Origin of the sequence: Sphingomonas sp. GC_Shp_3 (assembly GCF_026540945.1) — a bacterium.
In the GTDB taxonomy this organism is placed as follows: Bacteria; Pseudomonadota; Alphaproteobacteria; order Sphingomonadales; family Sphingomonadaceae; genus Sphingomonas.
Genome location: NZ_JALNUT010000014.1, coordinates 31,773 through 52,199, shown reverse-complemented (window position 1 = coordinate 52,199; position 20,427 = coordinate 31,773). Strand labels below are relative to the sequence as shown.

The following is a 20,427-nucleotide window of genomic DNA, read 5'->3' as shown; positions in this document are numbered from 1 at the left end:
CATGTGGCAACTCTATCAATTTCCGCTCTGCCCGTTTTCCCGTAAAATCCGCCTGCTGCTGGGCGAGAAGGGCATCGGCTATGAGCTGGTGCGCGAATCGCCGTGGCAGCGGCGTGACGAGTTCATCGACATGAACCCGGCCGGCCAGGTGCCGGTAATGACCGATGCGACCCGCAGCATCCTGTTGATCGATTCGATGGCGATCTGCGAATATTTCGAGGAGACGATCGAGAAGTCTGCGATGATCTCCGGTCCCGCCACATATCGTGCCGAGATTCGCCGGCAGGTCGCATGGTTCGATTCGCAATTTTTCGCAGATATCACCGCGCCGCTGCTTCACGAACGCATGGAGAAGCGACTCGTCACGCGCCAGTCGCCCGATTCGAAGGTGCTTCGCGAGGCGATGCGCGCGGCGGTGCGCCACCTCGATTATACCGATTACCTGCTCGACCATAACAACTGGATGGCGGGATCGACCATGACGCTCGCCGATCTGGCGGCGGCGGCGCAGATTTCGGTGGTCGATTATCTCGGCGGCATCGACTGGAAGAACCACGAACAGACCGCGCGCTGGTATCGCGGGCTGAAAAGCCGGCCGAGCTTCCGCCCGCTACTGTCCGAGCGGATGGACGGCATCCAGCCGACCCCACATTACGACGATCCCGATTTCTGATGCACGTCACGCACGATCCCGCCGCCTTGCCCGCGCCGACGATCGGCTTCGACGATTTCCTCGCCGTCGATATCCGTGTCGGCACGATCGTCGAGGCGCTGCCCTTCCCGGAGGCGCGCAAGCCCGCGTTCAAGCTGGTGATCGATTTCGGCGCAGTGATCGGCCTGCGCAAATCCTCCGCGCAGATCACCGAACATTACACGCTCGCCGATCTGCCCGGCCGGCAGGTCGCCGCGGTGGTCAATTTCCCGCCGCGCCAGATCGGCAAGTTTTTGTCCGAGGTGCTGACGCTCGGCTTCCCGGATGCGGACGGCAAGGTCGTGCTGGTGACGCCCACCGCAGGCGTCCCCAACGGCGGGCGGCTGTTCTAGATGCTCTTGCTGATCCCGAAGAAGAACCCGCGCCGCTGACCATATTGCGGCGCACCCACGCCGACACCCGATCCGTCGCGGATTTCGTAGACATGGTCGAACAGGTTGAACACGTCGGCGCGCACCTCTATGCCCGGGCCGGTGAACTTGTGGCTCGCGCTGATGTTGAACACCGCATAGCCCGGCAGCTTGCCGCCGTTGGGCACCGCGCCGTCGCGGCGCAGGCCCGAGCCGTAGATCATGCTCGCCGCCAGCTTACTGTCGTGCAGGAAGCCGCGATCGAACCGGTAGGATGCGCCGCCCGACCCCGTCCAGGTCTGGTCGTGATCGAGATAGATGTACTGCCGGCTGATCGTGGCGAGATCGGCGGGGTCGAAGTTGAACTGCCCCGAGCTGATGTCGGTGCCCTTCGCCTCGGCATGCGCGATGTTGCCGTACACCAGCCAGCCATGGTGGGTATAGCTGACGTTCCCCTCGATCCCATCGATCCGCCCGTGCCGATAGTTGAACGGAGTGAGGATGATCGGCGCGCCGAACTGCCCCTCGTCGAGCAAATTTCGCGAGCGGCGGTGATAGCCATCGACGCCAATCGTTACGGGTCCGATCTTCTGCTCGGCACCGATGTCGAAATAATCCTGCCGCTCGGCGAAAGGTACGTCGCCGAAGCTGCCCGGCGCCTCGGCGCTGGAACCGACGAACTTGGCGATGGTGGTGGTGGCGACGTTGGCGAACGGCGCGGGCGAGAAGTAGCGCGCATAGCCGCCGTGGATGGTGAAGCCGCCACCCGGCGCCCATACTGCGTTGACGCGCGGGGAGAACTGCTGCTCGCTGCGATAGCCGTCGTAATGGTCGAAGCGGCCACCGAAGTTGATCGTGATATGGTCGATCGGCTGCCATTCGTCCTGAAGGTAGACGCTGTACGTCATCTCGGTGGCGGAACCGTTGTCGGCGATGGCGATCGGCTGACCGGTCTGCGCGCCTTGCGCATCGACCGGGAACACCTGCGTGGTGGTGCGGCTGATGCCGTGATCGCGGGTGATGACGAAACCGCCGCGCAGCGTATGCGCGCCGCTCAGCCGGTACACGCCCTCCATCTGGATGCCGGTGGTGAAATCCTGCTTCTTGGCCGCCTGGGCGATGCCGTTGAACAGCAGCTCGCCGAGCACGTCGGGGGTATATTGCAGCGACGAATAGCGCGCGAACAGCGAGCCCTGCAGCGTTACCGGCCCGGCGTCGTGTAGCAGGCTGAGGATGCCGAACGCAGTACGCTCGTGCTGGCGTTCGTCGAGATCGTCGCTTAGGAAATCGCTGACGCCGCCCACCGAATAGCCCGCATCCGGGTGCAGCCCGCGCGGATTTGGAATCTGGAATCGCTGGTCCGAATAGCCGCCGATCAGCGAGACGCGATTGCCGTCGTCGATCGTGTGATCGAGGTAGACGAAGCCCTGATACTGGTTGGTTTGGTCGTGCAAGGCGTCGGTGCTGCCATCAACCGATTCGATGCCGAGGTCGTTGTGGCGATAGCTGGCGGTCACGAAGTAATTGGTGCTGCCGGTCTTGCCGCCATATTCCACGCTCGGCTCGATCGTGCCGCGACTGCCGCCGTACAACGACAGCTCGCCGCCATTCTCGAACCCGCTCTTGGTGGTGATGTCGATGATGCCGGCGGTGCGCAGGCCATATTGCGCGGGCAAGGCGCCGGTGCGCAGATCGAATCGGTCGACCAGCCGTGGCGACAGCGTCTGGCCGAACACGGCGATGCCTTCGGGCAGGATCGTGCCGTTGATGCGATATTGCAGGTTGGCGTGGTCGTCGCGGACGTGGAGCTGCCCCGCCCCGTCCTGCGAGACGCCGGGCAATTGCAGCAGGATCTGGTTGAGCTGCTGGTTGTCGCCGCCCGGCAGCGCCTGGATCGTCGCGTTGGAGATCGAATAGGTCGTCGCACCCAGGCTCGGCTGGATCGAGGCGCGCGCCGCGTCGAGCCGACCGGTGACGACGATATCCTTCGGCACCGGCGAGGTGGGGGCGGTCGCGGCAGCGGGCGGCTGCTGCGGGGCGGGTGCATCCTCGGCGAAGGCAGGGATGGACAGCAGCGTCGCGCCGCTCAGCAGCAGGGTGCGAAAGAGCATGGACAGGGAGGCTCCGGTTAGCGCGCTCGCGCCAGGACGATACGATGTAAAGTCTCCGGATCGTCAAGCCTCCCGGGCACGATCCACAGACGTCTCCCGTTGCCGGTTCGATGCTTGCGGGAAGCTGAACCGGCTGTTGTCGGTGGTGGGCTCGCCGGGATTCGAACCCGGGACCTACAGATTAAAAGTCCGTTGCTCTACCGACTGAGCTACGAGCCCGACCGAAGGACGCGCGTTAGGGGTGCGCGGGCCTGCGGTCAACCTTGCGTGCGCGGGCGGCGAGCTGGCGGATGCTGTGGCCGGTGCGCGGGTCGCGCCATGAGGGCGCGATGGCGACCAGCGGATCGAGCACGAAGCGGCGGATGCGGAAGGCCGGATGCGGGATGACGAGGTCACGCTGCGTCCACGCGCCACCGCTCCACAGCACGATATCCAGGTCGATCACCCGCGCCCCCCACCGCCGCCCCCGCCGGCGACCGAACGCGCGCTCGATTCGTTTCAGCGCGGCGAGCAGCGCCGGCGGGTCGAGCGACGTTTCGAGCAGCGCCGCGCTGTTGGCGAATCGCCGCGACGATGGCCCGAGCGGCGCGGTGTCGAAGATCGGCGCGGTGGCGGTCACCTGCCCCAGCGCGCCAAGTGCGGCGATGGCGGCGCGCACCTCCGCCTCCGGCCGGCCGTGGCGGCCGCTGCGGTTCGAACCGATGGCGATGGCGTAGCTTGTCGGCATGGCGACACCCGCCTACGCCAGCCGCATGTTGCCCCCAAGCCCCCCGCTTCCGAATCCAGAGCCTATCGCTCCGCCCAGCCCGCTGGCCGCGACCGAACCGCCGCACGATTGCCCGCGCTGCCCGCGTCTTGTCACCGTGCGCGATGCGCTTCGCGCGGAATATCCGACATGGTGGAACGCGCCCGTTCCCGCGTTCGGCGATGCGGCGGCATGGCTAGGGATCATCGGCCTCGCCCCTGGCAAGCACGGCGCGAATCGCACCGGCCGCGCCTTTACCGGCGATTCGGCGGGTGCGCTGTTGTACGACACACTCACCAAGTTCGGCCTCGCCAGCGGCGTTTATGAAGGCAAGCCGGGTGATACGCTCGCGCTGGACGGGGCGATGATCCTCAACGCGGTCAAATGCCTGCCACCGGAGAACAAGCCGACCCCGGAGGAAATCCGCACCTGCCGCGCCTTCCTAGAAGATCAGGTCGCCGCACTGCCGAACGCACGCGTGTTCGTCGCACTTGGACAGATCGCGCACCAGTCGGCGGTAAAGGTACTGGGCGGACGCTTGCCCAAAGCGCCCTTCGCACACGGCGCCGAACACCGCATGCCGGACGGGCGCGTACTGATCGATAGCTATCACTGCTCGCGCTATAATCAGAACACCGGCAAACTGACGTCGGAGATGTTCGAGGCGGTGTTCGCGCGGGCCATCGCCCTTCGCGACGTGGGCTGACCTGCCAGCCCCACCACGAACGCGGAGGAGAGCACCCTCGCTCGATCCTCCGCGCTATCGTATCGCCATGCCGGTTTTACCGGCGGCATCCTCCCCAGGACATTTTCTAGTTGGTTGGCGCTACGACGGGTTTTGCCTAGCCGAGTCGAAATCAAAAAAAAAGGCCGGGACAAGCCCGGCCGTAAAAGTTTTAGGAGAGGATGCCTGAAAGGCACACTCTTTGTGCACCGCAGCACGGTTCCTCGCAAGTGCAAAAAATGCATCCATAGTTGCGCAATCGGAATTGATGCGGATCAAATGTCCTGCACCAGTCGCCCGTACAACTCCGGCCGGCGATCACGGAAGAAACCGAAGGCAGCGCGGTGGCGCTTCACCCGGTCGAGATCAAGTGTCGCGGTGAGCACACCGGTCTCGCCCGCGCCGAACTCGGCGAGCATGTCGCCACGCTCGTCGCAGATGAAGCTGTGCCCGTAGAAGGTCTGGCCATGCTCGGTCCCGATCCGGTTCGACGCCACCACCGGCACCACGTTGGAAACGGCATGGCCGACCATCGCGCGCCGCCACAACCGCGACGTATCGAGATCGGTGTCATGCGGCTCGCTGCCGATCGCGGTCGGGTAGAACAGCAGCTCCGCCCCCATCAGCATCATCGCGCGCGCGGTTTCGGGATACCATTGGTCCCAGCATACCCCCACGCCAAGCGTCGCCTGCGGGCCGGGCCACACCTTGAAACCGGTGTTGCCGGGGCGGAAGTAGAACTTCTCCTCATAGCCGGGGCCATCGGGGATGTGGCTTTTGCGGTACACGCCCATCACCGCGCCGTCCGGGTCGATCATCGCCAGCGAATTGTAATGGTGCGGGCCATCCGCCTCGAAGAAGCTGGTCGGGATGTACACGCCCAGCTCGGCGGCGAGCTTGCGCATCGCCTGCACCGATTTGTGCTGGTCGGTCGGCTTGGCGGTGGCGAACAGCCCCTCGTCCTCGACCCGGCAGAAATACTCGCCCTCGAACAGTTCGGGCGGCAGGATCACCTGCGCCCCCCTGCTCGCCGCCTCGCGGACGAGGTCTGAAACATGCGCGATATTGGCGTCGATATCGTTGCTGAAGCTCAGCTGCAGCGCAGCCACGGTGATTTCGGTCATAGCCATCCCTTAGCCGCTCATAGCCGGCGCGGAAATGGTGTGTGACCGGCGCGATTGTAAGGGAAAGCTCAGCCGCTGGCGCGCAGGATCCGCTCGAAACAGGCGCGCACCTGCTCAGGATCGGTATCGCGCTCCAGCCGGCGCAGGCGGAAGTGGACATGCGCCATCGCCTGGTAATAGCCGGTGAAGATCGGGTTGATCGCGCCGCCCGCCAATGCGCCGAACAGCGGGGTCGCCTGCGCCAACGCCTTTTCCCCCAGCACGACGCCGAAGCGCGGCGCCGCCGCCCGGATGATCTCCGCCAGCGCCTTGCCACCAAGCGCGAGCCGGCTGGCGAACAACCCGGCCTCCGCCGCATCGTCCTCGGGAAGCGGACCGCCGAGCGCAAACACCGCGACGCACTGCGCCTTCACCGCCGGATCGGTAAGATCCTCGCCATAATCGCGCGCGATCTGCTGGACCGAGCGCAGGATCAGCGTCGTCGTCACCGGCAGATCAACCAGCGTCGTCGCCATTCCGCCGAAACCGCCGAGCGCGCCGCTGATCCCGGTCGCGACACGGTGCGCGACCTCGCCCCGCAGGCGCCGCAGCGCGCGCGACGGCACCGATCCTTCCGCCGCCCCTTGCGTCGCGAAGGCGACCGCATAACTCTGCCGAAGCGCCAGCGTGGCGGCCTCGCCGATTGCCGTCTGCACCACCGCAGGCAATCGCGCAGTGACACGTTCGGCGCGCTGCCCGGCCCAACCGGCAAGCCGCATCAACAGCCCGTTCGCGGTCCGGTAGCGATCGGCAATCGCGCGCAGTTCCGCCATCACGTCGGCGTCCAGCCCTGCGCAGGCGTTACCGAGGTCGCGCTCGTCCATCGTCACCATCCCCGTTATTACCGGTACCGCGCGCACAACGCACCGAACCGGCGAAGCGCCTCAGAACTGGTGTCCGGTGCGGTCGCGCTTGGTGGCGAGATACTGTGCGTTGTGCGGGTTGGATGGCAGCACATGCGGCACGCGCTCGACCACGGTAACCCCCGCCGCCTCGAGCTGCGCGACCTTCTCCGGGTTGTTGGTGAGCAGTCGCACCCGGTCCTGCCCGAGCAGCGTCAGCATGCGCGCCGCCACCGCGAAATTCCGCGAATCGACAGCGAAACCGAGCCGCGTGTTGGCATCGACGGTGTCGAACCCCTGATCCTGCAATGCATAGGCGCGCAGCTTGTTGATGAGGCCGATGCCGCGCCCCTCCTGCCGCAGGTACAGCAGGATGCCCCAGCCGCTCGCCTGGATCGCGGCGATCGCGGCATCAAGCTGCGGCCCGCAATCGCACTTCAAGCTGCCGAGCACGTCGCCGGTCAGGCATTCGCTGTGCAGACGCACCAACGGCGGCCGGCCATGCGGCGTCCCGATCACCAGCGCGACATGCTCGCCCGGCATCTCGGGCGTGCGGAACGCGTAGACCTCGGCCTGCTCCGCACCCGCCACCGGCAGGCGCGCATGGGTGGCGACGGTCAGCCGGGAGGCATCCTCATGGCACGCGATATCGTCCGGCGTGATGGTCAGCGCGGCCGATCCGTCCGCCGCCGCGAAGAACGCCGGCAGCATTCCCGCGATCCGCGCCAGCGTCAGCGCCGCGCCCGCCGCCTGCGTCTGCGCAACCGGGATGGCGCGGAACGGCCCCTTCAGCGGCGTGCCAAGATCGAGCTGCGGATCGGCCAGCGCCGTCGCGGTGGCAAAGTCGAGCCAGGCCACGCGCTCCACCAGCACCGGCGCGTCGGGCGCTGCCGCCGCGCGCTGGTTGGCGAGCTTCAGCGTCATCGCCCGCCCGGCACTGAGCAGCACCGGCGCGCTGCCGGCGGGATCGAACGCCGCGAGCCGTGCCGGATCGGCGGTTTCGATCGGCAGCAGCGCGAGCATACCGTCCGCGCCCCGGATCGCGATCGGCCAGCCACGCCGGAGCGCGTCGATCGCCATCGCGGTTGCCCTCGCGTCGCTCATGCGCGAAACTCGGTCATGATCGGTACGTGGTCGGATGGTTTCAGCCAGCTGCGGCAGCCCTCGAACACGGTGTGCGACACCGCCTTGGCGGCAACGTCGGCGGTCGCCCACATGTGATCGAGCCGCCGCCCGCGATCGTTGACGGTGAAATCGGGCGAGCGATAGCTCCACCACGTATGCAGCCGCGCCGGCGCAGGATAGAAGTGCCGGCCGAGATCGACCCAGCTATTCGACGCGCGCAGCCGTTCCAGCGCATCGACCTCGATGGGCGTATGGCTGACCGTGTTGAGCAGTTGCTTGTGCCCCCACACGTCCGACGGCAGCGGCGCGATGTTGAAATCGCCCACCAGCAGCGTCGGCGCGCTCAAGCCCTGTGACCAGGCGATCATGCGCTCAACGAAGTCGAGCTTCTGCCCGAACTTGGCGTTCACCTCCCGGTCCGGCACGTCGCCGCCCGCTGGCACGTACACGTTTTCGATCCGCATGCCGTTTTCCAGCCGCACGCCAACGTGACGTGCCTCGCGGTTGGCCTGCCAGTCGAACCGGTCGTCCTCGACCAGCGGCACGCGGCTGATGATCGCGACGCCGTGGTGCATGCGCTGGCCGTGCAAGGTGATGTGCTTGTAGCCGAGCGCCTTGAACGGCGCGGTCGGGAAATCGCCGTCGATCACCTTGGTCTCCTGCAGACACAGGATGTCGGGCGACACTTCGCGGAGGAACTGTTCGACAATTTCGATGCGGAACCGCACCGAATTGATGTTCCAGGAAACGATCTTCAGCGTATCGGCAGCAGTCGAAATCATTGCGGGGATGTAGCGACGCCGTCAGCCCCGCGCCAGTAGGCCACGCCGGTGTGCTGCGCGCGTCACCAGAAACCAAAAGGCCCTCGCTCCGGGGGCATGGAGCGAGGGCCGACCGGCGTTCGTCACGCAGGCGGGGAGCGGAGCCTTAAGCAACAGGGGGAATCTCAAGGTCCCCGCAACCGCATCGCCCGTTTAGGCGCGCGAACCTGTCGCCACTATGAACGGGAACGACAAAACTTAGGCGATTTGGATGACATTTGCGTCACCGTCAGCCTTTCGGAGATTTGCTGCGTGGATCGTTCCAGCGGAACATCCCGTCGCTGACCGGAACATTGAAATGCTGGTTGGAGAAGCGGACGGTCGTGCGGTTGCTCTGCGAATCGAGCGCGACCCAGCCTTCCAGCCGCAGCCCCGCCGGTGCCGCCGCGTCGCGGATGAAGACCATGTTGATCCGCCCGAACTCCGGGTGCTTCGGGTCGCTCGCGTCGACCGAGACGATGCGTGGATCACCCGTATCGACAACATGGGCGATGCCGCTGATGTCCTTGTCGGGGTTGAGCACGATGCCAAGTGGCGTCGACCCGATCGGCCAGCGTTGCACCTGCCGTACCGAATAGTCGATGAAGGTCAGCGCCTTGCCGTCACCGACGATCAGGATCGGAACACCCTTCTGATACTGGAAGCGGATCTTGCCCGGCTGCTTCAGCGTCAGCGTGCCGGTCACCACTTTGCCATTGCGGTCGGTCTGGGCGAAATCGGCGGTCATCGTCTTCATCGCGCGCAGGTGCTGCTGCACTTGCGCGAGTTCGGTGCTTGCGGGCGCGGCGGCAAGAAGGGCAGGCGCGGCGAACAGCGCCCAAGCCGACGAACGGATCATGGGGAACTCCTGAAATCGGGGACCGCACCTAGCTGGCGCGGCTTGAACCCGCTGTTAACGCATGAGGCAGGCGTTGTTCAGCGGATCAGACCGGCTGTCCCTCGCGGTCGCGCAGCACCTCGCGGCGACCGACATGGTCGGGGCGGCCGACGATGCCGTCCTTCTCCATCCGCTCGATCAGCCGCGCCGCCGAATTGTAGCCGATGCGAAGCTGGCGTTGCAGCCACGAGGTCGATGCCTTCTGGCTCTCGCACACCAGCTGGATCGCGCTGCGATACTGCTGGTCCTCCGCCGAATCCTCGCCGGCGGGCGCGCCGTCCATCGCGAAGCTCTCCGCCGGTTCCTCGGTGACCGAGGAGATATAGTCAGGCCGCCCCTGCGAGCGCCAGTGGTCGGCGACCGCATGCACCTCGTCGTCCGACACGAACGGACCGTGGACGCGGACGATGCCCTTGCCGCCGGGCATGTAGAGCATGTCGCCCTTGCCGAGCAGTTGCTCCGCGCCTTGCTCCCCAAGGATGGTGCGCGAATCGATCTTGGAGGTGACGTGGAAGGAAATCCGCGTCGGCAGGTTCGCCTTGATGACGCCGGTGATGACATCGACCGACGGCCGCTGCGTCGCCATGATGAGGTGGAGCCCGGCTGCACGCGCCTTCTGCGCGAGCCGCTGGATCAGGAACTCGACCTCTTTGCCGGCGGTCATCATCAGATCGGCCAGCTCGTCGACGATGATGACGATCTGCGGCAGGATCTGATAGTCGAGCGTCTCCTCCTCATAGGTCGGCGCGCCCGTATCGGGGTCGTAACCGGTCTGCACTTTCCGCCCGAGCGGTTGCCCTTTGGCCTTGGCGGCGCGCACCTTGTCGTTGAAGCTGGCGAGAGAGCGCACGCCAACCGACGACATCTGCCGGTAGCGATCCTCCATCTGCTCGACCGCCCATTTCAGCGCACGCACCGCCTTGGCGGGATCGGTGACGACGGGGGACAGCAGGTGCGGGATATCCTCGTACATGCTCAGTTCGAGCATCTTCGGATCGATCATGATCATGCGGCACTGGTCGGGTCGCAGCCGGTACAACAGCGACAAGATCATGCTGTTGAGACCGACCGACTTGCCCGAGCCGGTGGTACCCGCGACGAGCAGATGCGGCATCGGCGCCAGATTGGCGATCACCGCGTCACCGGCGATATTCTTGCCGAGCACCAGCGGCAGACCGCCCGGCTCGTCCTCGATCGCCTCGATTAGTTCGCGCAGGCCTACCATTTCGCGCCGCGCGTTGGGCAATTCGATGCCGATCACGGTACGGCCCGGAATGGTAGCGACACGCGCGGAAATCGCCGACATGTTGCGCGCGATATCGTCGGCCAACTGGATGACGCGGTTGGCCTTGATGCCCGGCGCCGGCTCCAGCTCGTACATCGTCACCACTGGCCCGGGCCGCACGTTGACGATCGAGCCCTTCACGTGGAAATCGTCGAGCACCGACTCGAGCAGCCGGGCATTGCGTTCCAGCGCGGCCTTGTCGATCGGCCCGCCCGTCGGCGCGGGTGCTGGCTTGAGCAGGTCGATCGACGGCAGTTGCGAGCTGTCGCCGAGGTCGAACGAGGTCTGCTGCGCCTTCGGGCGCGGTGCCGCTACCGCCGCCATCGTGCGATCGCTGATGACCGGCGCGGGCCGCTCGTCCGGCGCGGCGACCGCGCGCGGCACGGTAATGCGCGGCGCGTCCGGGGTGGCGCGGCGCCGGTCCTCAACCTCGTAAAACTCGTCATCGTCGTCCGCCGCGAACGCGCGCTCGGCCGAGCGCTCACGCAAGTCGGCGAGTGCCCTGAGCGGGCGCTTGATCGTCGCCCCATCCAGCCCGACGACGAAGCTCGATGCCCAGCAGGCCAGCCCGCCCAGCCCCACCAGCGTACCGACGCCGCGCGCCGTCCATAGCATCGCCTGCTGGTTCGGGATGAAGCCGAGCGCGAAGCGGATCAGGTCGGCGAGCGTCAGCCCGGCGAGACCCCCGAAGCCGGCCGGGAGCCACAGCACCGCCGTCGCCGAAATCAGCGCCAGCGTCGTCCCCATCAGCATCACGCCCGAGGTCGCGAGCAGCAGCATCAGCCGCCAGCGCCCAACCGGCACGTCACGCCACAGCCGCATCGCGATCAGCACCATCACCGGCATCATCAGCACGACGATCGGCCCGAACAGGAACAGCGTGATGTCCGCCGCCCACGCCCCCACCGGCCCCAGCCAGTTGCGCGCCGGTCCTGCAGAAGCGGTGTTGAACGACGGATCACCCGAATGATAGCTCGCCAGCGCGACCACAAATGCGATCAGCCCAAGCACGATCGCCATGGCGCCGATCACCCGGCTGCTGCGCATCGCGCCCGCCTTCACCGTTTCACGCCAAAGCGGCGGCTGCACGCGGCTCGCCATGATAAGTTCCCTGAATGTGCGCTGTTGGTTCCATCATCGCGCGTGTGGGGTGCGGCGTCAAGTTTGCGGGCAGCGGACACGGAAGGTCTGGCGCATCGCCGCCCAGGCGCTACATCAACGCACATGAACCAAGCAGACGTCATCATTCTGGGCGGCGGGCTGGTCGGCAGCGCGCTGGCCGTCGCCCTGTCGGCGCATGGCCTCGGCGCGATCGTCATCGACATCGCCGATCCCGAGGTCATCCTCGCCGCCGGCTTCGACGGGCGCGCCTCGGCGATCGCGAGCGCACCGCATCGGATGCTCGGCGCGATCGGCGTACTCGATCGGCTGGCGGGGGCTGGCTGCCCGATCCAGGGCATCCGGGTGAGCGACGGGCTCGATCCCGGCAAACTCGACTTCACCCCGCAAGACGGCGAAACCGCGCTCGGCACGATGTTCGAGAACCGGCTGCTGCGCCGCGCCTTGTTCGAGGCGGCACAAGCCGCGCCGGGCGTCGAGGTGCGGATGAAGACGCGCGCGGTCTCCACCGTCCGCGACGCGCACGGTGTAACCGTCACGCTCGATTCGGGCGACGTGATCCGCGCGCCGCTGCTGATCGCGGCGGAGGGCCGCAACTCGCCGACACGCGAATCGGCGGGGCTGAAGGTGGCGTGCTGGCAGTACGACCACAGCGCGATCGTCACCTCGCTGCACCACGAACATAGCCACGAGAACATCGCGTTCGAGATTTTCTACCCGCAGGGGCCGTTCGCGATTCTGCCGCTCAACGATGATGCCGAAGGGCATCGCTCGGCGATTGTATGGTCGGTCAAGCGGCATGAGGCGCCGGGCATGGTCAAGCTGTCCGAACGCGGCTTCCTTGCCGAATGCGACAAGAAGATGGGCGGCTTCCTCGGCCGTCTCGGGCCGCTCGGCAACCGCTGGAGCTATCCATTAGGCTTCCACCATGCCGCGACCATCACCGCCGAGCGGCTCGCGCTGGTCGGCGATGCGGCGCACGGCATCCACCCGATTGCCGGGCAAGGCGTCAACGTCGGCTTCCGCGATGTCGCGACATTGGTCGAGGTGCTGGTCGAGGGCAAGCGCACCGGGCTCGATCTCGGCGATCCGCAATTGCTCGCGCGATACGAACGCTGGCGCAGCCTCGACACGTTCATGGTCGCCGCCGCCACCGATGGGCTGACCCGCCTGTTCGGCATTCCCGGCAAGACCGCCAACGCGGCGCGGCGGTTCGGGCTGGCGGCGGTCGACCGGCTGCCGCCGCTGAAGAATCGCTTCATGGCGGAAGCGCGGGGCGAAAGCGGCGATGTGCCCAAGCTGTTGCAAGGGATGATGGTCTAGCCTGTTCCGCGTCTTCGCCTAGCTCGACAGCGCTCCCCTGGCGGCGAACAGATCCGCCAGATCCCCCGCCGGGCTTGCCGCCGGGATCGCCGCCATCGCCTTGGCGATCGTATTGGGCGTCAGCTTGCCGACCGGCTGAGTGAGCAGATCGAAGGACGCCGCCGCCGCCGTGCCGCGAAAGCCCCCGACATATTGCGCGCGTAGCCGGGCTAGGTCCGGCTCGCGCCCGAGCATCCCCAGCGCCACGGCGCGCCTGAGCACCAGCGCCTGATCGACGGGCGCGAGCGTGCCGCGCGCGGCGCCCACCTTGGCGTCGGCAAGCGTCGTCCAGTCGCGGCTCTGCCACGCCACTTCGGACTTGATCCCTTCCGACCCCGGCACCGTGTCGAGCACCGCCATCGCCTGATCAGGATGGCCGAGCTGGAACAACGCCACCGCCTCGACCCGCTGCCGGGCGTAGCGCATGTCGTCGGGATAGGGCGGCGCGGCGGTATCGCGCAACGCCTTCAGCGCACGGTCGGGCTTGCCGGCAAGGATGTAGAGGCTCGCCACCCGCACCGACACCGGCCCCTTCTCGATATCCTGCGCGCGCGAATTCATCTGATAGGCGAGCAGATCGCCCGCGCGCTCGAACAGCCCCGCCGCCTGCAACCGCCCGGCAAGCTGGTTGAGCATCGCATCGCCCGCCGCCCCACCTGGTGCCAAATCGCGGTAGTCCCAGAACAGCCCGGCGGCGTCGCCGGTCGACAGCTTGCTGTCCGGCGCGATCGCGGTGCCGAGTGCTGCCTGCAACTGCGCGAGCATCGGCCCGGCATCCTTGCCGATCGCGAAATAGCGGATCAACGGCGCACCGCTTGACAGTTCGCCGCGCAGATCGCCCGATGCACCGGCCAGCTTGTAGCCGACCCGCAGCGCGCGCTCCTCGATATCGCCGCCGCGCCATTCGAATCGGATCTGGTCGATCTGTTTCACCATCGCCGGCGAGGTCTGGCCATGCGCCACCGCCGCCTCGATCCCGCTCAGCTTGGCATCGATGCGCTGTTCCTCGGTGCCGGCCTGCTCTACGCGCGCCAGCCGCAGCCGGGCGTTCTGCGCGTCGCCGCTGGCATATAACGCCTGCCCGCGCAGCAGATTGGCCTGGACATCGCCGTCGCCGAGCATCCCCAGCCAGTGCAGCGCGCGCTGCGGCTGGTTCTGCTGAAGCGCGGCGGATGCGACCGCCAGCACGAACGGTCGCCGTGCGCCGCCCGCCCGCGCCTGCATCGCCGGCAGCGCGCAGCCGACCTGCGCCAGCGCGGCATCACCCATGGTGTTCTGCGCGGCGAACAGCCGCAACCGCCACGCGCAGGCCTCCGCATTGTCCGCCAGCATCGGCGCATTCAGCGCGGCCAGCCCCTCGACCGGGCGATCGAGCAAGGTCAGCGCCGCACCTTTGGCGAGCAGGAACGCAGGCACGAGCGCGAGATCGGGATCATCCTGCTGCATCACCTCGAGCACACCGAGCGCCTCCGCCCCACGCGCCCGGCCGAGGAAGCTGCGCGCCATGTCCCAGCGCGCCGCCTGCCGCCCGGCACGACCACCGCGCACCAGTTCGCTGCGCAGTTTTTCGCCGTCAATCACCTGCCAACCACCCGGCCCGGCCGGCACGGCGGCATTGGCGAGCACCGCCGCGAACCCCGGCAGTCGCGCCACCGGCACGCCCGCCGTGACCGCGCCCGCTGCGACGGCACTCGCGCTGCCGAGCAGCAGCGCGGCGAAGCGAAGCGCGCGCTTCATGGCCACAATCCCAGAACAGGCGCGAGCGCGACGATACCGCCGCCACCGACGCCGGCGAACACCAGAAACAACACGATGGCGATCATTCCCATGCCGCCACCTTTGGCTGCAGGCGTGGCCGCATCGGCGGCAGCAGACCCGGCAGCAGTCGCCCCCGCCCCACCGCCGTTCGTCGCACCGGCGCCGGCATTCGGCTGGGCGGCGGCATCGCTTTGGCGACGCTCCTGCACCGCGCCGACATGGCGCACCTTGCCTGGTTTCTGGTCACGGCTCATCGAACGACATCCTGCTTTTGATGCTATTATAGGAGGGTAACGGCGCAGCGATGCTGCGCGCCGAATGGAGTTCTACGTTGCGGATCAAACTGCCCATCCTCACCCTCGCCGCGGCTCTGCTTCCGCAGAGTGCCGCCGCGTCAGGTGGCGAGAAAGCTGCGGGCAACACGCAGAACCTCGTGCCGATGGACAGCATCACCGTACCGATCGTCGATGCCGATCGCATCTCGGGCAAGCTGCGCTTCAAGCTGGTGTTGCAAGCCAGCGACGCAGCCGGCGCGGCGCGGCTGGCGGCGCAGGCCCCGCAACTGCGCGCGGTAGCAACCAGCGCCGGCAATGAATTTTCGCGCCTCTACGCCTCCCCCGCCGAAGCGGTGAACGCCGAGCAACTCGCGCACGACCTCACCACCGCGCTGCACGGCGCCGAGCCGGCGGTCGCGCGCGCGCTGGTCGTCGAGATCTACGCGGGGAGCTGAAGGCGCGCGATCGTCAGATCGCCGCCCATTCCGCGCAAACACCCGGATCCGCCTCGCCCGCCGCGCGGACTGTCCGCTCCGCCCCGGCCCGCGCGCCATCAAGCCGCCCGAGTGCCCACACCGCCGCGCCGCGTACAACCGGAGAAGGGTCGTCCAGCAACCGCGTCACCGGCACCACCAGCGCCCTCGAGCCGCTGTTCCCCGCCGCGATCAGGCAGTTGCGCACCATCCGGTCCCGCCCGATCCGCTTGATCGGCGATCCTGCGAACACCGTGCGGAAGTCCGCATCGCTCAGGCACAGCAGATCGGCGAGCGCTGGCGCGACCAGCTCCGCGCGCGGCAGGAAGGCGCGATTGGCGGCGGCACTCTGCGCGAATTTGTTCCACGGGCAGACCGCGAGGCAATCATCGCAACCGTAGATGCGGTTGCCGATCCTTTCACGGAACGCGACCGGGATCGGTCCGGCATGTTCGATCGTGAGGTACGAGATGCACCGCCGCGCATCGAGCCGATAGGGCGCGGGAAACGCATCGGTCGGGCAAGCGCGCTGGCAGGCGTCGCATGAGCCGCAAGCGTTCCCACCCGGTGCATCGGGCACCAGATCGAGCGTGGTGTAGATCGCGCCCAGGAATAGCCAGCTTCCGCCGTTGCGACTGACGATATTGGTGTGCTTGCCCTGCCAGCCGAGTCCCGCCGCCTCGGCAAGCGGCTTCTCCATCACCGGCGCGGTATCGACGAACACCTTAACGTCCGCGCCCGGCGCCTCCGCCACCAGCCAGCGCGCCAGTGCCTTTAGCGCACGCTTGACGACATCGTGATAGTCGCTGCCCTGCGCATAGACCGAGATACGCCCGATTTGCCCCTCGTCGGCTAGCGCCAATGGGTCCGTAGCCGGTGCGTAGCTCATCCCCAAGGCGATAACGCTCCGCACCTCCGGCCACAGCGCGCCCGGACTTTCACGTTGCCCGGCCCGCTCCGCCATCCACAGCATGTCGCCGTGCATCCCCTCGGCGAGCCACGCGTGCAACCGCTCGCCCACGCGCGGCGAGATGTCGGCCTGCGCGACTCCGCAGGCGGCGAAACCCAGCTCCGCCGCCTTCGCCTTCAGTCTGGCTGTTAGCTGCTTGTGTTCGCGCATCGATGCCCGCTACCACGATGCAGCGGCGCGCGGAAACCGCGTGTGCACGGAAGGATGCAAGTGGCAGGCGATCTGGCGATCAGCGCGAGTGGGCTCGTAAAGAACTTCGGTGGCAAGCACGTGGTCGACGGCGTCGACGTGAGCGTGCCCGGCGGTGCGATCTACGGCGTGCTCGGCCCGAACGGCGCGGGCAAGACGACGACGCTGCGCATGCTGCTCGGCATCATCGAACCCGATGGCGGCAAGCGGACCCTGCTCGGCCACAGCCACCCGCGCGATGCCAGCGACCGTGTCGGCTATCTACCCGAGGAACGCGGGCTCTATCCCGCGATGCGCGCCAAGGATGCGATCGCCTTCATGGGGGCGCTGCGCGGCCTGGACCTCAAGACCGGTCGAAAACGCGCGGTAGGATTGATGGAGAACGCCGGCCTCGGCTACGCCGCCGATACGAAGATCCGAAAGCTTTCCAAGGGCATGGCGCAGCTCGTCCAGTTGCTCGGCTCCGTGGTGCACCAGCCGGAATTGCTCGTCTTGGATGAACCGTTCTCCGGCCTGGACCCGGTCAACCAGGAGCGCCTGGAAGCACTGATCCTTGCCGAGCGGGATCGCGGCGCGACGATCGTGATGTCCACCCACGTCATGGCGCATGCCGAACGGCTGTGCGACCGTCTCGTCATTATTGCCGGCGGCAAGCACCGTTTCGAGGGCACCGTCGCACAAGCGCGTGGGCTACTGCCGATGCGCGCGCATTACGTGCCGGATCGTGACGGCCCCGACCTTGCCGCGCATCTGCCGGAGGGCGCCGTCCACGGCGACGACGGCTGGCGTTTCCCGGTGCCGGACGGCGGCGTCGAGGCGGCGCTGCGGCGGCTGATCGATGGCGGTTACGGCATCGCCGGCCTGTCGATCGAACGACCCGGCCTGCACGATGCGTTCGTGCGGATCGTCGGCGCGGCGGCGGCAGAGGGCAAGCAGGAGACGGTGGCATGAGCGCCAATTCCAACCGGATCGTCCGCCAGACGCTGACCATCGCCCGCCGCGATTTCGTGGCGACGGTGTTCACGCCGACCTTCCTGCTGTTCCTGCTGTCGCCGGTCATCATGCTGTCGTTCGGGCTGATCGGCGGTCTCGGCGCCTCCTCGATGGCGACCAGCGCGGCGGAGAAGGCGCGGATCGTCGCAATCGTCGCGCCGCAGCAGCAGGCGGCAATGCGGGCGACCGATGCGCGCTTACGCAAATTGTTCGGCCGCTCCGACCAACCGCCGGTGCTGACCTTCGATACGCCCGGCGCGGACCCGCAGGCGCAGGCGCGCCGCGCCTTCTCCGGCGCCGGCCCGGACACCACGGCAGCGCTGTACGGCGACCTTGCCGCGCCAAAGATCCTCTACGGCGGGCAAGGACGTGGCGATTCGCGCTACCTCGCCGAGCTTGCCGAAGGCACGCTGCGCGCGGATCGCACCGGCACCGCGCCGGTCAGCACCGCGACCTTCACCAGCGTGGCGCGCGCGCGCGCCTCCTCGGGCGGGCACAGTCAGGCGGCGTTCTTCAGCGTGTTCGGCATCTTCTTCCTGTCGCTGCTGCTGTCCGGTCAGGCGGTCGGCACGATGGCGGAGGAGCGCAACAACAAGGTGGTCGAAATCCTCGCCGCCGCCGTGCCCTTGGAGGCGGTGTTCTTCGGCAAGCTGCTCGGCATGTTCGGGTCGGCGGTGCTGTTCGTAGGCTTCTGGGGAACGCTCGCCAGCCAGATCACCGCCATCCTGCCCGCCACCATGGCAGGCGGGTTGGGCGAAATCGGCCCCGCGATCGGCCTGCCGCTGTTCGTGCCGTTGTTCTTCGCCTATTTCGCGATGGCGTACATGCTGCTCGGCGCGGTATTCCTCGGCGTCGGTGCGCAGGCGACCACCCCGCGCGAGCTCCAGATGCTGTCGCTGCCGATCACCATCGTGCAGGTGCTGATGTTCAGCCTCGCGCTGCGCGCGGCGGGCGGCCACGATGGCTGGGTGACACGCTTCGCCGAGATCTTCCCGTTCAGCTCGCCGTTCGCGATGGCAGCGCATGCCGCGAACTTCGCCGACATCTGGCCGCATCTGCTCGCGCTTGCGTGGCAGGCTTTGTGGGTCGCGATCGCGATCACGCTCGGCGCGCGCGCATTCCGGCGTGGCGTGCTGCAATCGGGTAGCGGCAGTTGGTTCAAGAGCCGGTCCGCAGCAGTAGCAGAAGCCGTTTCCGACGCCACGCGCGGGCTGTAACCGGCTGCATCCGTGTATTACCACCGCGCGTACCTATATGCCTGACGTCATTGGCAAAGAGGATTGCAAGCGGTGTACGATCGCAGAAGTTTCCTGACGCTCTCCGCCTCGGGTGCGGCGGCGTTCCTGTTGTTCGGATGTCGCGGCGCAGTGGCGGGTCCGCCGGAGCATTTCGCCGTGACGATGAGCGATGCGCAGTGGAAGGCGAAGCTTTCGCCCGCCGCATACAACGTGCTTCGCCACGAAGGCACCGAACGTCCGTTCACCAGCCCGCTCAACAACGAACATCGCCACGGCACCTTCGCCTGCGCCGGCTGCGCACAGGCCGCGTTTGCCTCGAAGACCAAATTCGACAGCGGCACCGGCTGGCCCAGCTTTTGGGCACCGCTGCCGGGCGCGGTGCGGACGCGCAACGACGGATCGCTCGGCATGTCGCGGACGGAAGTGCATTGCAGCCGCTGCGGCGGCCACCTCGGCCACGTGTTCGACGACGGCCCGCCGCCGACCGGCAAGCGCTATTGCATGAACGGCGTGGCGCTGACCTTCAAACCCGCCTGATCGCCTTCGCGAGATACGAAAACGCCCTCCTGTCGCTGCCGACGGGAGGGCGTTTTGGTAAGCCTTTGGGGGGAAAGGTTTAGAAGTCGGCGGTGTTGGTCGGCGACGTGGTGGCGCTGGCCAGCGTCATCTTCGGCATATCCGTGTCGGGCTCGGCGGTGTCGCCATGGCCGGGATGATCCGAATAGATGAAGCCCTTGGTCGGGTAGGCGCTGGTGCCAAGACCGTGCTGCGGACCGTACCAGACCTTGACCATGCTCCAGTCGCCATTGGCCGACACGTCGACCGCGCGAACGTTGGTTTCGATACCCCCGCGACGCGACCAATTAGCGTGGGTGAGCAGAACTTCGCGATCGTTAACGACCGCGCTGACCATCGCGACATGACCCATCCGCATGTGGCTGGTCGAGGAGAACGCGAGGACCGCGCCGACCTTCGGCGCACGGCCACGCTCGTAACGGCCGGCGGCCTGCGACCACCAGGTGTTCGCGTTGCCGCGGATTTCAATACCCGAAATGCTGCGGGCATAGGGAGCGCATTGCCAGAACTGAGCCGCTGCCGGGGCCGCCATCGTCAGGGCGCACGTCAACACCAGCGCAAAACGCGCTGCAAGTACTTGGAATTTCATGCGACCCCCCAAAGGTCATTTGGCTTCGATGAGGCTATTGAGCAGGTCGCGGTTATAAAGAAAACCCATCTGCATCTCATCGTGGAACCTTTTAGGACGAAGCGTGTTTCACCGGCGATGACTGCCTCTC

Annotated in this window: 20 protein-coding genes and 1 tRNA gene; 8 read left to right on the top strand and 13 right to left on the bottom strand. The window is 67.0% G+C overall.

The genetic code is table 11. The annotated features are described in order from the left end of the window. Position 1 precedes the first annotated feature (1 nt). The gene (locus OXR00_RS18245; protein ID WP_242153331.1) at positions 2 to 673 is read left to right on the top strand and encodes a glutathione S-transferase family protein; all 672 of its coding nucleotides are present in this window, start codon (positions 2 to 4) and stop codon (positions 671 to 673) included. Beyond that, the gene (locus OXR00_RS18240; protein ID WP_267389646.1) at positions 673 to 1,044 is read left to right on the top strand and encodes a tRNA-binding protein; all 372 of its coding nucleotides are present in this window, start codon (positions 673 to 675) and stop codon (positions 1,042 to 1,044) included. Before OXR00_RS18245 ends, OXR00_RS18240 begins: the two co-directional genes overlap by 1 nt. On the opposite strand, the gene OXR00_RS18235 is transcribed toward OXR00_RS18240, so the two are convergent. From OXR00_RS18235 to folK, 3 genes are all read right to left on the bottom strand, one after another. Beyond that, positions 1,041 to 3,173 carry a TonB-dependent receptor gene (locus tag OXR00_RS18235; RefSeq protein WP_267389645.1) on the bottom strand — a complete coding sequence of 711 codons (2,133 nt, stop codon included), beginning with the start codon at positions 3,171 to 3,173 and terminating at the stop codon, positions 1,041 to 1,043. The two genes, OXR00_RS18240 and OXR00_RS18235, sit on opposite strands and share 4 nt — an antisense overlap. Before the next feature lie 143 nt (positions 3,174 to 3,316). Beyond that, positions 3,317 to 3,392: transfer RNA gene (locus OXR00_RS18230), tRNA-Lys, on the bottom strand. A 16-nt stretch (positions 3,393 to 3,408) separates the two neighbouring features. Then, positions 3,409 to 3,900 (bottom strand): 2-amino-4-hydroxy-6-hydroxymethyldihydropteridine diphosphokinase, encoded by a 492-nt coding sequence (folK, locus tag OXR00_RS18225; protein WP_267389644.1) that lies wholly within the window; start codon positions 3,898 to 3,900, stop codon positions 3,409 to 3,411. A gap of 25 nt (positions 3,901 to 3,925) precedes the next feature. Here folK and OXR00_RS18220 point away from each other — a divergent pair, with 25 nt between their 5' ends. Next, positions 3,926 to 4,624 (top strand): uracil-DNA glycosylase, encoded by a 699-nt coding sequence (locus OXR00_RS18220; protein ID WP_267389657.1) that lies wholly within the window; start codon positions 3,926 to 3,928, stop codon positions 4,622 to 4,624. A gap of 293 nt (positions 4,625 to 4,917) precedes the next feature. On the opposite strand, the gene aguB is transcribed toward OXR00_RS18220, so the two are convergent. The 6 genes from aguB to OXR00_RS18190 form a co-directional block, all read right to left on the bottom strand. Beyond that, positions 4,918 to 5,766: an N-carbamoylputrescine amidase gene (gene aguB / locus OXR00_RS18215; protein ID WP_267389643.1), complete on the bottom strand. Its 849-nt coding sequence runs from the start codon at positions 5,764 to 5,766 to the stop codon at positions 4,918 to 4,920. A 68-nt stretch (positions 5,767 to 5,834) separates the two neighbouring features. Then, entirely contained in the window at positions 5,835 to 6,629 is a 795-nt protein-coding gene (locus tag OXR00_RS18210) for an EcsC family protein (protein ID WP_267389642.1), read from the bottom strand. 60 nt (positions 6,630 to 6,689) lie between these two features. Next, a complete protein-coding gene (ribA, locus tag OXR00_RS18205; protein WP_267389641.1) occupies positions 6,690 to 7,751 on the bottom strand; it encodes a GTP cyclohydrolase II in 1,062 nt (353 codons plus the stop codon). Continuing rightward, positions 7,748 to 8,554, bottom strand: coding sequence for an exodeoxyribonuclease III (locus OXR00_RS18200; protein ID WP_267389640.1), 807 nt, complete (start codon positions 8,552 to 8,554; stop codon positions 7,748 to 7,750). Before OXR00_RS18200 ends, ribA begins: the two co-directional genes overlap by 4 nt. Positions 8,555 to 8,822: 268 nt before the next feature. Further along, the gene (locus tag OXR00_RS18195; RefSeq protein ID WP_267389639.1) at positions 8,823 to 9,431 is read right to left on the bottom strand and encodes an outer membrane lipoprotein carrier protein LolA; all 609 of its coding nucleotides are present in this window, start codon (positions 9,429 to 9,431) and stop codon (positions 8,823 to 8,825) included. A gap of 85 nt (positions 9,432 to 9,516) precedes the next feature. Continuing rightward, a complete protein-coding gene (locus tag OXR00_RS18190; protein WP_267389638.1) occupies positions 9,517 to 11,856 on the bottom strand; it encodes a DNA translocase FtsK in 2,340 nt (779 codons plus the stop codon). 123 nt (positions 11,857 to 11,979) lie between these two features. Between OXR00_RS18190 and OXR00_RS18185 the strand changes: the two genes are divergently transcribed. Continuing rightward, positions 11,980 to 13,197 (top strand): UbiH/UbiF/VisC/COQ6 family ubiquinone biosynthesis hydroxylase, encoded by a 1,218-nt coding sequence (locus OXR00_RS18185; RefSeq protein ID WP_267389637.1) that lies wholly within the window; start codon positions 11,980 to 11,982, stop codon positions 13,195 to 13,197. Positions 13,198 to 13,215: 18 nt separating this feature from the next. On the opposite strand, the gene OXR00_RS18180 is transcribed toward OXR00_RS18185, so the two are convergent. Together OXR00_RS18180 and OXR00_RS18175 are read right to left on the bottom strand one after the other, a co-directional pair. After that, entirely contained in the window at positions 13,216 to 14,973 is a 1,758-nt protein-coding gene (locus tag OXR00_RS18180) for a hypothetical protein (protein ID WP_267389636.1), read from the bottom strand. Beyond that, positions 14,970 to 15,248, bottom strand: a complete 279-nt coding sequence (locus tag OXR00_RS18175; protein ID WP_242153364.1) for a hypothetical protein — start codon at positions 15,246 to 15,248, stop codon at positions 14,970 to 14,972. The genes OXR00_RS18180 and OXR00_RS18175 overlap by 4 nt, the downstream gene beginning before the upstream one ends. Before the next feature lie 50 nt (positions 15,249 to 15,298). On the opposite strand from OXR00_RS18175, the gene OXR00_RS18170 reads away from it, so the two are divergent. After that, positions 15,299 to 15,724 (top strand): hypothetical protein, encoded by a 426-nt coding sequence (locus tag OXR00_RS18170; protein ID WP_267389635.1) that lies wholly within the window; start codon positions 15,299 to 15,301, stop codon positions 15,722 to 15,724. 13 nt (positions 15,725 to 15,737) lie between these two features. Here OXR00_RS18170 and queG read toward each other — a convergent pair whose 3' ends face one another. Continuing rightward, complete coding sequence (gene queG, locus OXR00_RS18165; RefSeq protein ID WP_267389634.1) at positions 15,738 to 16,862, bottom strand: tRNA epoxyqueuosine(34) reductase QueG; 1,125 nt, start codon at positions 16,860 to 16,862, stop codon at positions 15,738 to 15,740. Positions 16,863 to 16,916: 54 nt separating this feature from the next. Between queG and OXR00_RS18160 the strand changes: the two genes are divergently transcribed. The 3 genes from OXR00_RS18160 to msrB all read left to right on the top strand — a co-directional run bounded on the left by OXR00_RS18160 (position 16,917) and on the right by msrB (position 19,669). Beyond that, positions 16,917 to 17,852, top strand: a complete 936-nt coding sequence (locus OXR00_RS18160; RefSeq protein WP_267389633.1) for an ATP-binding cassette domain-containing protein — start codon at positions 16,917 to 16,919, stop codon at positions 17,850 to 17,852. Further along, entirely contained in the window at positions 17,849 to 19,111 is a 1,263-nt protein-coding gene (locus tag OXR00_RS18155) for an ABC transporter permease (protein ID WP_267389632.1), read from the top strand. Before OXR00_RS18160 ends, OXR00_RS18155 begins: the two co-directional genes overlap by 4 nt. 72 nt (positions 19,112 to 19,183) lie before the next feature. Beyond that, positions 19,184 to 19,669 carry a peptide-methionine (R)-S-oxide reductase MsrB gene (gene msrB, locus OXR00_RS18150; protein WP_242153379.1) on the top strand — a complete coding sequence of 162 codons (486 nt, stop codon included), beginning with the start codon at positions 19,184 to 19,186 and terminating at the stop codon, positions 19,667 to 19,669. A gap of 79 nt (positions 19,670 to 19,748) precedes the next feature. On the opposite strand, the gene OXR00_RS18145 is transcribed toward msrB, so the two are convergent. Beyond that, a complete protein-coding gene (locus OXR00_RS18145) occupies positions 19,749 to 20,297 on the bottom strand; it encodes a CHAP domain-containing protein (protein ID WP_242153382.1) in 549 nt (182 codons plus the stop codon). Between the last annotated feature and the right edge of the window lie 130 nt (positions 20,298 to 20,427).

Excerpts from the sequence above, each read along its gene's own strand:
- OXR00_RS18245 (WP_242153331.1), top strand. The coding sequence starts at position 2 with ATGTGGCAACTCTATCAATTTCCGCTCTGCCCGTTTTCCCGTAAAATC.
- OXR00_RS18240 (WP_267389646.1), top strand. The coding sequence starts at position 673 with ATGCACGTCACGCACGATCCCGCCGCCTTGCCCGCGCCGACGATCGGC.
- OXR00_RS18235 (WP_267389645.1), bottom strand. The coding sequence starts at position 3,173 with ATGCTCTTTCGCACCCTGCTGCTGAGCGGCGCGACGCTGCTGTCCATC.
- folK (WP_267389644.1), bottom strand. The coding sequence starts at position 3,900 with ATGCCGACAAGCTACGCCATCGCCATCGGTTCGAACCGCAGCGGCCGC.
- OXR00_RS18220 (WP_267389657.1), top strand. The coding sequence starts at position 3,926 with ATGTTGCCCCCAAGCCCCCCGCTTCCGAATCCAGAGCCTATCGCTCCG.
- aguB (WP_267389643.1), bottom strand. The coding sequence starts at position 5,766 with ATGACCGAAATCACCGTGGCTGCGCTGCAGCTGAGCTTCAGCAACGAT.
- OXR00_RS18210 (WP_267389642.1), bottom strand. The coding sequence starts at position 6,629 with ATGGACGAGCGCGACCTCGGTAACGCCTGCGCAGGGCTGGACGCCGAC.
- ribA (WP_267389641.1), bottom strand. The coding sequence starts at position 7,751 with ATGAGCGACGCGAGGGCAACCGCGATGGCGATCGACGCGCTCCGGCGT.
- OXR00_RS18200 (WP_267389640.1), bottom strand. The coding sequence starts at position 8,554 with ATGATTTCGACTGCTGCCGATACGCTGAAGATCGTTTCCTGGAACATC.
- OXR00_RS18195 (WP_267389639.1), bottom strand. The coding sequence starts at position 9,431 with ATGATCCGTTCGTCGGCTTGGGCGCTGTTCGCCGCGCCTGCCCTTCTT.
- OXR00_RS18190 (WP_267389638.1), bottom strand. The coding sequence starts at position 11,856 with ATGGCGAGCCGCGTGCAGCCGCCGCTTTGGCGTGAAACGGTGAAGGCG.
- OXR00_RS18185 (WP_267389637.1), top strand. The coding sequence starts at position 11,980 with ATGAACCAAGCAGACGTCATCATTCTGGGCGGCGGGCTGGTCGGCAGC.
- OXR00_RS18180 (WP_267389636.1), bottom strand. The coding sequence starts at position 14,973 with ATGAAGCGCGCGCTTCGCTTCGCCGCGCTGCTGCTCGGCAGCGCGAGT.
- OXR00_RS18175 (WP_242153364.1), bottom strand. The coding sequence starts at position 15,248 with ATGAGCCGTGACCAGAAACCAGGCAAGGTGCGCCATGTCGGCGCGGTG.
- OXR00_RS18170 (WP_267389635.1), top strand. The coding sequence starts at position 15,299 with ATGCTGCGCGCCGAATGGAGTTCTACGTTGCGGATCAAACTGCCCATC.
- queG (WP_267389634.1), bottom strand. The coding sequence starts at position 16,862 with ATGCGCGAACACAAGCAGCTAACAGCCAGACTGAAGGCGAAGGCGGCG.
- OXR00_RS18160 (WP_267389633.1), top strand. The coding sequence starts at position 16,917 with ATGCAAGTGGCAGGCGATCTGGCGATCAGCGCGAGTGGGCTCGTAAAG.
- OXR00_RS18155 (WP_267389632.1), top strand. The coding sequence starts at position 17,849 with ATGAGCGCCAATTCCAACCGGATCGTCCGCCAGACGCTGACCATCGCC.
- OXR00_RS18145 (WP_242153382.1), bottom strand. The coding sequence starts at position 20,297 with ATGAAATTCCAAGTACTTGCAGCGCGTTTTGCGCTGGTGTTGACGTGC.